Below are 11947 nucleotides of genomic sequence, written 5' to 3' on the forward strand. Positions count from 1 at the left end.
GATCATCCTCTAAAATCCCGCGATATACTGAAAGCGATAAATCGTGTGAAGGCCGAAATTGTCGTTCCATTGCACCCGCACCCGGATGATCTTGAAATCCTCGCCGCGCGTGCCGGAACTGCAGTATTCACCGGTGGTGAAAGTGTTGAGCGACGTGCCGGAAGCAATGCCGGCGGATTCGTCGTAGCCCTTGCCGGTTGTCGGCGAGGTTTTAAACAGGTACGGAGCACAATCGCCGCCGCCGCTGAACAGCGTATCGTAGCCGTTCCGCAGGATCGTCGTGGTGATGTAATAGGTTTCAATGCCGTTATCGCTGAGAATCGCTTCCGTGGCGCCCGAAGGAAACAGCTTGGTATTGGCGATGCCGATGCCGGTGGTATCCGCGGTGGACAAGCCGCTGTTGCCGGCGTAGATCGGCCAACTGCGGATCTGCTCCAGCTTGCGGGTCGCCAGATAGTTGGCGTAGCCGAATTTCCCGCCGGAAGTATTGGCCTTGACGTTGAACGCCAACATCGGAACCGTCGCCAGGATACCGATCACCAGAATGCTGATGGCGACGATGACCTCGATTAATGAATATCCCGTCTGACTGCCGAACCCGGCTCGCCGTGCATTGGTTCGTTTCATTTTATCCGCCGATCCTCACATGGCCGCCCGGCGAGGCTTGCGCCGGCGGTTCGCCCCATCGTTTTACCGAAGTCCGGGACCTTAGTACCAGGATTGGGTCTGTCGCGACCACTTCCACAAGCGTATCCGTCCCGTCGGGCCTTCCCAGTCCACCGCCCGCTGGCGGTCGTCGCGTTTGCCGGTGCAGGCTGGGCAAACGTCTTCATAGGGCGCCAAATAAACCACGCCCTGGTAATTGGCCCCGCCATCGCGGCGGAAATACACGTACATCCGGGAGCAACTCTCGCTGGGATTGATATCGACTCCGCAAGCGGCATTGCGCCCGGGACTTTTATGCCCCGGAACGTTTTGCATGGTCGGGTAGTATCCGAAGACGATATTTTCTTCCAGTTTGTAGGTTTTACCCGAGGTGAAGCCGTTCGTCGGATTCTCGTCGTTATCCTTGGCGACCATGTAGGTATCGCCGCTGGAGCCGCCCGGATAGAAATAAACCAACGCCGGCGCGTCGTCGTGGATCGCCTGCGCCCGCGCCTGGCGAATCTGCCCGGCCAGATCGCGCGCGGACGAGTTGACTCGGATCACCATGCGGTAATGCAAAATGGAAAGAAAGGCGACAGCCGCCATGATGCCGATAATGGCGATCACGATGACCAGCTCGATTAACGTAAAACCTCTGCGTCCCTTGGTTTTGGCTGGGGTTTTCATCATTTTTCCCCCTTTTGATTGGGATCATTAAGCAATAATTATGCCTTATCCGGTGGTGGAATCTCGAATGTATTCTACAAATTTCCCAAGCGTTTGCAAGAAACTTCCGCCACCGGCCTTCCGTTAGGTGTGAAAACTTTTCACTATCTTGAAAAAAGTTTGCCGGCCGGTCTTTTCATTCCGCGGAGGCGCGGGAAACCGCTTCTAATTGATAGTCTTTGATTTTATACAGCAAGGCGCGGAGCGACAGATCCAGCATCTTGGCCGCCTTCGTCTTGTTTCCGTGGGCGCGCTGGAGGGCTTCCTCGATCAGGCGACGTTCGACTTCACGGATGTTTTGCTTGACCGACAAATTGCCGCTGTCGATCGGCAGGCGCTCGCTTTGTTCCCGCCGAACCCGCTCGGGCAAGTCGGCCGATTCGATCGCCCGCCCGCCCGCCAGCACCACCGCGCGTTCCATGGCGTTTTCCAGCTCGCGGACATTTCCCGGCCAGGAATAACCCTCGATCGTTCGCGCCGCTTCCGGCGACAATTCACAACTCGGCAAGGTGTGCTGTTTGGCGATTTTCTGGATGAAATGCCGCGTCAGCAGCGGCAGATCAGCCGGGCGTTCCCGCAGCGGCGGCACGCGCAGATGAAAGACGTTGAGGCGATAATAGAGATCCTCGCGAAAGCGACCTTCGGCCACCAGACGATCGAGATCGGCGGCCGTGGCGGCGACTACCCTTAGATCGACGGCGATTTCCTGGTTGGAACCGACGGGGCGCAGTTTTTCCTCCTGCAGCACCCGCAGCAATTTGACTTGCAGCAACAGCGGCAATTCGCCGACCTCATCCAGAAAAAGCGTGCCGCCGCCGGCGGCGGTGATCAAGCCGACCTTGCTGCCGACCGCATCGGTGAAGGCGCCCTTGGCATGGCCGAACAGCTCGCTTTCCAGCAAATGCTCGGGGATCGCGCCGCAGTTGATCGCGATGAACGGTCCGGCGCTCCGCGGGCTGTGGCGGTGGATCATCCGGGCGATCAATTCCTTGCCCGTTCCCGATTCGCCGGTAATCAGAACGGTCGTTTTGAAAGCGGCGATCTTGCGGACCAGGCCCAGCAGTTCCCGCATGCGCGGATCGTCGGTCAGGATTTCCCGATCCGCCGCCGCGAGCGCGTCCTGTCGCAACTGCCGGTTTTCGGCCCGCAGCATCTCCCGTTCGACCGCCCGGTCCAGGACCACCTGGATTTCATCTCGCTTAAAAGGCTTGCTGATGTAATCGAACGCGCCCAGGCGCATCGCCTCGACCGCTTCGTCGACCGTGCCGTAGGCGCTCATCATGATGATGGGTTTGTCGAAACCGCTCTGGATGGCCCGCCGCAGAAAATCCATGCCGTCGATTTCGGGCATGCGCAGATCGCACAGGATGAAATCGGGCGTCAGGCTGGCCAGCGCGTCGAGGGCGACCTTGCCGTTTTCGGCCGTGCTGACGCGAAAACCCCGTTTCTTCAGCAAAACGCTCAGGGTATAGCGCAGCCCTTCCTCATCGTCGACCACCAGCACGTGCTTCAAATCACTCATGCTCGCCGTCAGTCTCCACCGCGGGATAAATCAGGGTGACCCGCGTGCCCACGCCCGGCCGGCTTTCCACCCGGATGATGCCCCCCAGCGCCGAAACCAGGCGATGGCACACCGCCAGGCCCAATCCCGTCCCCTTGCCGGGCGGTTTGGTCGTAAAGAACGGCTGAAAAATCTGGCCGAGCACTTCCGGCGCCATTCCGGGACCGTCGTCGGTAATGGAAAAATGAACCGTCGGCGCGCCCGGACCCGGCCCGATGCCGTCGGAAAAAACAATACCCCGCGCCTGGAGGTCGGTAAAGGGGACTGCCTCTTCCGGCGGCGCTCCGGGCAGCCGGGCTTCCATCAATTCCGACTTGTCGAACGCCCGCCGTTCGGCGTCGATCCGGATCGCGCCTTGACCGTTCATCGCGTCGGCGGCGTTCAATAAAATATTGAGCAGGGTTTGTTTGAACTGCTGCGAGTTCAGTTCGACCGTCGGCGGCGCGGCGGCGGGTTCGATCGTCACCCGGACCTTGTCCAGGCCGCGCTGGCCGCGCATCAGTTCGACCGCTTCGCCGGCGGCCCGCAGCAGATCAACCTGATCGGGTTTCTCGTCGCGCAAGCGGGAAAAATCGAGCAGCTCCTTCATGATTTTATCGATGCGGGAGATTTCGGTTTCCAACCGGCGGATGATTTCCGACGATTCGCGGCCGCTTTCAGCATCGTGCAGAATTTCCAGATACCCGTAAATCGCGCCGAGCGGATTGCCGACTTCGTGCGCGACTCCAGCGGCCATGCGGCCGACGTACGCCAGGCGATCGGAATGCAACAATTGATCGTGCGCCTGTTGCAGCTCGAGATTCGTCTTGGCCAGCTTTTCCAGTTGCCGCCGATTGACGGCGTCGCGGTCTTGCAGGGTGGTCGCCAGCTTGTGCAACGCGCGGCTCAATCGGCCGATTTCGTCCTCGCCGCGGTGGCGCAGGGACACGCGGTAATCGCCCGCCACCATGCGTTCGGTCGCCGCCGACATCGCCTCGACCGGCCGGACCAGCGCCCACCAGAGAAACAGCGAGCCGAACAGCACGATCACCAGGGCGTCCATCAGGGCGTAGAGCATGAGAATGCGGCGGGTGCCGGCGAGCGCCGCGTAGAGGTCGTCGAGCGGCAGGCTGAACCGGACGCCGCCCAGAATCTTGCCGCGTTGATAGAGCGGCCCGTAAAAAAGCATTTCGGGCTTGTCGGTCTCGGCGCCGATCGTGCGGTGCAGCAATTTCCGTTCCTGAATGGCGCGCGCCAATTCCGGTTCGGACAGCACGAAGCCGAGCAACGCCGAACGGCTGTGGCCGATGACGTTTTGTTTTTCGTCGACGATGACCAGGCTGGACAATTCGAGGTTGTAGGCCATTTCCTGCACGAACATCGTCAGCGGCGGCAAGGTGGTCCGGCCGGCGCTATGTTCCCGGACATCTTCCCACAAATCGAAATGCGCCTGCATCGCCAGCAGGATCGACCGGCCCTGTGCGCGCTTCTGCTGAATCAGGTGATGTTCGAGCAGCCGAATGACGACGAAACCGAACAGGACGACCATCAAAGTGGTCAAGAGCGCCATCAGCAGGACGATCCGCGCGCGCAACCCGGTGATCGGGCCCAGGCTCATCGACCGCAATAGGCGCTGTTTAATACCCAAGATACCACCGCACCAACGGCGGGCCGACCCAGACGTAAAGCACCGCGCCCAACGACAGGAACGGCCCGAACGGAAATTCGAACCGGCGGTCCTTGCCGCCGAAACCGATCGCCAGGATGCCGACGATCGTGCCGACGACGCTGGCGACCAGCAGGGTGAACACGACGCCGGTCCAACCGACGAACGCCCCGATCATCGCCAGCAGCTTCGGATCGCCCATCCCCATCCCTTCGCGCTTGAAGATGGCGTAATAGCCCAGCGCGACCGCCAGCAGCAGCCCGCCGCCGAGCAAAATGCCGATGCCGCCGTCGATCAACCCGTTGCGCCAGTCCCGCGACAGCCAGAACATATTCAACAACAGGCCGAGCGGAATGCCGGGCAGACTGATGACGTTGGGGATGATCTTGTGATCCAGATCGATCATCGTCACGACCAGCAACGCCGCGAAAAACAGATACCAGACCAGCCCGACCTTCAGGCCGTACCGGTACAGCGAAGCCGCCAGAAACACCCCATTGGCCAGTTCGATCAGCGGATAGCGGATCGCGATCGGCTCGCCGCAGGCGCGGCATTTTCCGCCCAACAACAGGTAGGACAGCACCGGGATATTGTCGTACCAATGGATCGGCGTCTCGCACTTCGGGCAATGGCTGCCCGGAAACGCCAGCGATTCGCCCCGTGGTAGCCGCCAGATGACGACGTTCAGAAACGAACCGATCGTCAGACCGAACAACAGCCCCACCACCGCCATGAACAATGTCGGACTCACTCACCCTCCTCCGGTCACCCAGCCTCACGCCCCGCGGCTACGGCCCGCCGGGCTCCGCCGTCTTCAATCTAAGGATGATATATTCGCCCGTCGACGCGGCGCCGGGAAGCCGGTCGACCACCTCGAACGATTTCGTCCAATCGTCCCGGGAAATCGCCGCGTAGAAGGCCAACACCCGCTGATGATCCGCCAGCACGAAAATCCGGCGGTCGCGCAGATAACCAACCAGTTCACCCCGGCCCACCGCGCGCGCGGCTTCCGGATTGACGACCCCGTCCAGGTTGACCACCGGCAGACCGCTGAACGCCGAGACCATCCCGCTGTTGAACGCCCCGACCCGGCTGTCCGGGATTTCGCCGGCCAGGCGGCGCAGTTCCGGCGCGGCTTGCAGGTAATTGCGCTGCCAGGGATAAAAGCCGCCGCGCCACAATTGCGCCGTCACCCGGACAAAACCGGCGACGATCGCCAGACAGATCGCGAGCAGGACGATCCGCGCCGCGACTCGCCGCGCCAAAGCCGCATCCAGGTAACCGATCGCCAAGGCGCCGGCGAGGCCGATCCATAAGTACACGGGAAGGAAATACCACATTTTCTGGTGGTAGAAATAAAACAAATAGAACGCCCAGACGATGCCGCCCCAGGCCAGCAAGACCCACGCGGGCCGATTGGCGGCCGTCCAAAAAGGCAGGCCCGTCGCCAACCGCGTCACGAACACCCCGCCGGCCAGCAAGGCGCACAACGCCAGCGCCACGGCCGGGTTCGGTTGCGCCGCGAGGCGCAAGAAAAAATCGATCAGGCCTTTAAACGCCTGCCCCGAAAACTCCTGCCAAAAGGTTTCGTTGCCCGACGCCAGAATCAAACCCTTGGCCTGCAATAGCGCCCGCGCCGAATCCTGCACCACCGTGCCGAATCGCCATTCATTAAAAACGATCCACGGCGACACGACCGCCAAGGCCGCGCCCGCGGCGAGCCGGCCCGCGCGCCGGCGCGCCGATCGGCCGGCGGCGCCAGACCGCAAGGTCAGGCCGAAATCCAGGGCCAGCGGCACCGCGAAAAGGATCGCGTCGGTCCGCGCCAACAACGCCAGGCCAAGCAAAATCCCAATCGTCAGCCAGCGGCGGCGAGCGGGCGCCGTTTCGTCCCGCGCCGCCAGGTAGCGATCGAACGTCGCCAGAACCAGCAGCAGCATCAGCGGCGCTTCCACACCCATCAGTTCGGTGAAAAAAACGTACGGCGACAAGGCCCAGAAGCCCGCGGCGAACGTTCCGGCGACCGGCCCGGCCAACCGGCGGACCACCCGCCCGCCCAGCCAAATATTGCCCGCGCCGATGAAGGCCGACAGGATCAACAGCAGCCGCGCGCCGCCCGGCGAGCCGCCGCCGAAGAGCACCGCCGGCAGGCTGATCAGCATCCAGAGCGGGTGAAAACCGTTGGTGGCGGTGACGCCGTCGAAGGTGAGGCCATGACCGGTCAGCAGGTTTTCGGCGATGCGCAGGTAGTAGAACGCGTCATCCGCCAGGCAAACCCGCGCCAACCGGTCGAGCGGGCGCGTGGCGATCCACAGGCGGATGACCAGGCCGAGGCCGACCAAACCCCAGTCGATAAATTCCCGGCGAAGGCCCGGTTTTTGCGTTTCGTTGCGGCCCGCGTCCATCTCACGCTCGTGGTTGCCACCGATCGGTGTCGCATCCTATCATCCGGATCAAATCGATGTCTATCAACGATTCCCCAAATCGGCTCGGGCGACTGCTGCCCCTGCTATTACTGGCGGCGGTTTTCGCCGCTTACGCTCCCGCCATACCCGGGCCTTACGTCTGGGACGATCTTTCGTTGATCGCGCAAAATCCGACCCTCGACGACGACGGCAATCTGGCGCGGTATTTTTTCGAGGATCTCGGCCATTTCAACCAGCAACCGCGTGAAATGGGTTTCTATCGCCCGTTGCAGGCGCTGACCTTTCATCTGGAGGTGAAAATTTTCGGCCGGAACGCCGCGGCGCAACGAATCGACAATCTCCTTTTGCACGTGATCGCCGTTCTGGCGCTCTTCGGGCTGGCGCGCCGGCTGCTGCGGTCCGACGGTTGGGGTTTCTTCGCCGCCTTGCTTTACGCCTGGCACCCGCTCTGCACCGAGCAGGTCTGCTTGATCGCCAACCGCGGCGGCATGTTGACCGGCGCGTTTTCCCTGACGGCGCTTTATTGCCTGGCCCGCGCGGCCGAAAACCGGGTTGGCGCCGCCTGGCATTGGTATGTCCTGGCCGGAGCGTCGCAACTGGCCGCCTTGCTCGCCAAGCCCGAAGCGCTGGTTCTCGTCGCCCCCGCCCTCGCCTGGCTTTGGCTGCAACCGGAAAGGCCGCCGCGCTCCCGCGGGTTCGTTACGGGCATCCTGACCGGCGGGCTGGCCGCGCTTTTCGCGATCTGGCATTGGTTGGTGCTGGGCATATCCCACGCGCACAAAGCGGTGGCGGTTCCGTTGCCGACCCGGCTGCTGGCGGTTCCGTTTCTGACCTTGCACGCCCTGCAATTGAGCCTGCTGCCGGTTTCGTTGCGCGCGATCCGCAAAGTGGATCTGGCGGACTGGGCCGCGCCGTCGCGGCTGATTCCGGCGATGATCTGCTGGGCGTTGATTCTCCTGCTTGCCTGGCGGCTCCGGCGGCGTTCGCCGGCGTTCGCGTTCGCGACGTTGCTGTTTGCCGCGACCATGGCCCCCGGTTCCGGCGTCATCGCCCTGGTCCGGCCGGTCGCCGAACACTACTACTATCTGCCCGCAGCCGGCGCCTGCCTGATGCTGGCGGCGCTTTTCCACCTCGTCTCGCCATCCTTGGCGGGGCGCGGGCAATCCGGTCGGGCGAGCCTCATCCGCTGCCTGGCTTTCGTCCTGGCCGCTCTTTTTCTGCTCGGCACGTCCAACCGCGCGACGATCTGGGCCGACCCCGAACAGTTGTGGACCGACAACGTCGCCAAGGAACCACGCTCTTCCGAAGCGCTCAACAATTTGGGAACGGTCGCGATCGAAAAGGGGAACGCGACCACCGCGGTCGCCTGGTTCGAGAAAGCGGTCGCCGCCAATCCCGCCAATCAAAAAGCCCGGTTGAACCTCGCGCACGGTTTGATCCTGCTCGAGCGTCTGGCCGACGCGTTTGCCGCGTTGCAACCGGTTTTGCAGGCCGACCCTTGCCAGACGAAAGCGCTGTTGCTGTTGGGCCGACTGCTGGCGACAAGTGAACTGCCCGCCGCGCGGCAAACGGCCGAGGCGACGCAACCGGCCGAAACTTGCCGGGCCTGGATCGTCCTGGGCGAAGCGTTGGGGCTGGAAAACGCCGGAAACGCGATCGCGGCGCGGCTCCGTTACGAACATTTCCTGGCGCTGTCCCCCCGGCATCCGCTGGCGCCCGCCGTCCGGCAGCGTCTGGCGGCGGGAAACCGTCCCGCGTCCGATCCGTTACCCTCGCTTTCCGAACCTTTCTGATCGCCTCGTTCTTTCCGGGTTAACTTAAAGGAAAAGCAAAAAAGCCACCGTTTGACCGGCACTCTCCGATTAACTTATAATTTTTCTGATTTGCAACCGACGATCGAGGGATCCATGGCGATCAGCCGTTGGGGGATATTGTCGTTGCTGACGGTCGCGTGCCTTTGCGCGCTTCCGATCGCTTGCGAGGACAAGGACGATCCGGCCGCGGAAATCCCGGACGACGACGACACCTCGCCGGAATACACTCCTCCGCCCGACGACGACAACGATACACCCGATGAAAAATGGGGGCTCTGGCACGGCGTCTGGCTCGACGACGATCTGAAATTCGAGGATATTCCGACGCTGGGCACCCTCTCCCCGTCGACGGTTTTCACTCCCGGCGGCGACCTGGCCGTGATCAGCATGCGCAAAACCCAGGAGCAGGTCGGCGGCGAAACCGTCTATCGCCAGATTCTTTACCTGACGCGCCAACTGGCCGGCGGCGAATGGCGCGACCCGCTGGAGCTGGCCAACTTTTCCTGGGCGTCGCAAAACTCGGCGGTGATCGCCGATTCCCGGGACCGGTTGCACGTGGTTTATTCGCACCAGGGCCAGCCGACGCACCTGATCGTCGAGGGCAACAAAGTCACTTCCATCCCGATGCAGAACGGTCCGTCCTCGCCCGAATATTTCGCGCTGATCGAAGGCCCTTATCAATTGATTCATGCGGTATTCGGCTACTGGAGCTTGTCGCACCAGGTCTTCATCGGCGACGTGTGGTACGTCATCGACACCTTCAGCGACGGCAGCTACCCCGATTTGAGTTACAACCCCGCCATCGAAAACGGGTCCCGGCTGGTGTTTCTGCGTTACAAAGGGGTCGGCGACGCCTGCACTCTGATGCACTTCACCTGGACCGACAACGGTTGGATCGGCGACGAGGTGCTTCCCGAAGTCGATTTTTACCCGCGCCCGCACCTGGCCATTGACGACGAGGGGCAATCCAACATCCTCGTGCCCAGTTCGCAGGGGCTCATGTACCTGACGCAGAATCCAATGTGCATCGCCGGCGGCTGGTGCTCGGAGATCATCGCCGGCGACAGCCGCGACATGGGGCAGGAGCACGCGGATCTGACCATGTCGGCGGGAATGCCGGTCGTCGCCTACCGCGATGCCCGCACCTCGCGCGGCTACACCGCCTGCCGGATCGACGGACAGTGGATCACCGACGAACTCAGCGGGTTCAACGGCGGTTTTATCGGCTTGACGTTGACCGTCGACCAGGATCAGACGCCGCACCTGGTGTTCGCCGGTTCGGGGATGGAATAATCCGGGCCTGCCGCGACGCGCGTCACTCGGCCAGCTTGACCTCGGCCTTTGCCATCGAGATGACTTCGTCGCCCTTCTGATTGACCGCGTTGAATTCGGTGTGCGCCACGCCGTTTTCGACGCTCGTCACCGTGGCTTTGACGGTCACCGTATCGCCCGGCAGCACCGGCTTGGAGAACCGCACCTTGAGGCGCTTGAGGGCGTAGGGATCGCCGGCCCAGTTCGTGTGGGCGCGCGCCGTGAACGCCATGGTGCACAGGCCCTGCAGAATGTTGTTTTCCAGGCCGACCATTTTGGCGAATTCCGGGTCGATGTGGATCAGGTTGAAATCGCCGGAAGCCCCGGCGTAGAAGATCGGATCGTACTTGCCGATGTTCTGCTTCAGTTCGAAGGTCTGACCGGCGGCCACTTCGGAAAGCTTTTTCATAACGCGCCTCCCCGTACCAAGAAGGTGTAAATGCTGGTCGTGACCAGATCGCCGTCGACGCGGCTCTCGGCCTCGAACGTCACCACGAGGTTCTGCTTGCGCGCTTCGGCCGAAACCAGCTTGCCGGTGGTCAGGACCACGTCGCCGTGCTTCACCGGCCGGTGAAAAACAAATTCCTGCTCGCCGTGGACCAGCATCGGGATGTTGAGGTTCAGATCGGGATCGAACAGCATCTGGGCCGCGATATCCTTGGTATAAACGACGGCGAACGTCGGGGGCGCGACGATCTGGCCGTACGGGCCCTTGGCCGCGGCATTCTCGTCGCGGCACAGCGGGCTGGTTTCACCGATGGCGTTCACGTATTCCTTGATTTTCTCGATGCCGACGACGTACTTCGTCGGCGAATACGTTTTGCCGATGAATTTTGGATCGATCATGAGAGCCTCCGGAAAGATGTATTGAGACAGCGGGCATCTTGGCCCGCGGCCGGCGGCTTGTCAAATTGCGCGCCCGCCGCCGACGGCGTTTCGGCTGGCGCGGCGACGCGTTTGCCTAGACCCGCCTTTTTAATGTAAAACCATCCCGATTGCTGTTGAAATCGATCACGAATCCACCGGAGAGAGGCTACGACCGATGAAAATCGAACAGACTTTTACGATTGATGCGCCGCTGGACAAAGTGTTGACCGCCATGCGCGACCCGGCCCTGATCGAGGAAGACGCCAAATCGCGCAACTGCGTCTCGATGAAAATCATCGACGTCAAAAAGACCGCCGACACGCACGTGTTCGAAATGCACTCCGTCGACTACGCGGTCGGCCTGACCGGCATCGACAAGAAAAAGACGGAAAACAACACCAACTACGTGGAATGGGATCTGAAAAAAGGCGTGTCGACCTGGAAGTGGAAGGGCGGCAACGAAATGTCGAACAAGGCCAAGATCACCGGCGGCACCACCCTCGCGGCCCAGGGCAAAAGCACCGCGGTGACGATGTGGGTCGACATCGACGTGCCGATTCCCATCGTCGGCAAGAAAGTCTCCGAGATGGTCGGCAAGAACTTCAAGGCCGAGTGGCCGAAATACATGGAACGCCTGGCCCGGTGGGCGAAGAAGTAAATCAGCCGAGAAGTGCGAACAAAGCGCGGCCCCCGTGGGTCGCGCTTTTTTTATCGCAATGAACCTGTTCAGGCCGACAATCGGGTGCCATGGTCTTCGATCCGTCCGGATCACATTTTCCCCAGCTTTGAGGAGGCCCTTGGCCGTCTCATTTTAACCGCATCCCTTCTCGGAAAGGACAAGTGGTTGTCAAGATATAACTTTCCTCTAGTTCGACTGTCGGTCGAATTTTTCGGTTCACCGGATGATCTGGGCGATGCCACATCCCGAATCATTTTGGAAAGGGGACGAGCC

Annotated in this window: 11 protein-coding genes; 3 read left to right on the top strand and 8 right to left on the bottom strand. The window is 61.7% G+C overall.

What is annotated here, in order from left to right; all coding sequences use genetic code 11:
- Positions 1–9 precede the first annotated feature (9 nt).
- From GX444_16335 to GX444_16360, 6 genes are all read right to left on the bottom strand, one after another.
- Positions 10–627, bottom strand: a complete 618-nt coding sequence (locus GX444_16335) for a prepilin-type N-terminal cleavage/methylation domain-containing protein (GenBank protein ID NLH50148.1) — start codon at positions 625–627, stop codon at positions 10–12.
- A gap of 81 nt (positions 628–708) precedes the next feature.
- Positions 709–1335: a prepilin-type N-terminal cleavage/methylation domain-containing protein gene (locus GX444_16340; protein NLH50149.1), complete on the bottom strand. Its 627-nt coding sequence runs from the start codon at positions 1333–1335 to the stop codon at positions 709–711.
- 172 nt (positions 1336–1507) lie between these two features.
- On the bottom strand, positions 1508–2893 hold the full coding sequence (locus GX444_16345) for a sigma-54-dependent Fis family transcriptional regulator (GenBank protein ID NLH50150.1): 1386 nt from the start codon (positions 2891–2893) through the stop codon (positions 1508–1510).
- Positions 2886–4559: a HAMP domain-containing protein gene (locus GX444_16350; GenBank protein ID NLH50151.1), complete on the bottom strand. Its 1674-nt coding sequence runs from the start codon at positions 4557–4559 to the stop codon at positions 2886–2888. The genes GX444_16345 and GX444_16350 overlap by 8 nt, the downstream gene beginning before the upstream one ends.
- A complete protein-coding gene (locus tag GX444_16355) occupies positions 4549–5310 on the bottom strand; it encodes a prepilin peptidase (protein ID NLH50152.1) in 762 nt (253 codons plus the stop codon). Before GX444_16355 ends, GX444_16350 begins: the two co-directional genes overlap by 11 nt.
- Positions 5311–5365: 55 nt before the next feature.
- A complete protein-coding gene (locus tag GX444_16360; GenBank protein ID NLH50153.1) occupies positions 5366–6982 on the bottom strand; it encodes a hypothetical protein in 1617 nt (538 codons plus the stop codon).
- A gap of 56 nt (positions 6983–7038) precedes the next feature.
- On the opposite strand from GX444_16360, the gene GX444_16365 reads away from it, so the two are divergent.
- Both GX444_16365 and GX444_16370 read left to right on the top strand, forming a co-directional pair.
- On the top strand, positions 7039–8796 hold the full coding sequence (locus GX444_16365) for a tetratricopeptide repeat protein (protein ID NLH50154.1): 1758 nt from the start codon (positions 7039–7041) through the stop codon (positions 8794–8796).
- 114 nt (positions 8797–8910) lie between these two features.
- Positions 8911–10110, top strand: a complete 1200-nt coding sequence (locus tag GX444_16370) for a hypothetical protein (GenBank protein ID NLH50155.1) — start codon at positions 8911–8913, stop codon at positions 10108–10110.
- 22 nt (positions 10111–10132) lie between these two features.
- Here the strand turns inward: GX444_16370 and GX444_16375 are convergent, their stop codons facing one another.
- Complete coding sequence (locus GX444_16375; protein NLH50156.1) at positions 10133–10537, bottom strand: hypothetical protein; 405 nt, start codon at positions 10535–10537, stop codon at positions 10133–10135.
- On the bottom strand, positions 10534–10974 hold the full coding sequence (locus GX444_16380) for a MaoC family dehydratase (GenBank protein ID NLH50157.1): 441 nt from the start codon (positions 10972–10974) through the stop codon (positions 10534–10536). The genes GX444_16375 and GX444_16380 overlap by 4 nt, the downstream gene beginning before the upstream one ends.
- A gap of 196 nt (positions 10975–11170) precedes the next feature.
- Here GX444_16380 and GX444_16385 point away from each other — a divergent pair, with 196 nt between their 5' ends.
- The gene (locus GX444_16385; protein ID NLH50158.1) at positions 11171–11653 is read left to right on the top strand and encodes a DUF2505 family protein; all 483 of its coding nucleotides are present in this window, start codon (positions 11171–11173) and stop codon (positions 11651–11653) included.
- Positions 11654–11947 lie beyond the last annotated feature (294 nt).

The organism is Myxococcales bacterium (assembly GCA_012517325.1).
Lineage (GTDB): Bacteria > Lernaellota > Lernaellaia > Lernaellales > Lernaellaceae > JAAYVF01.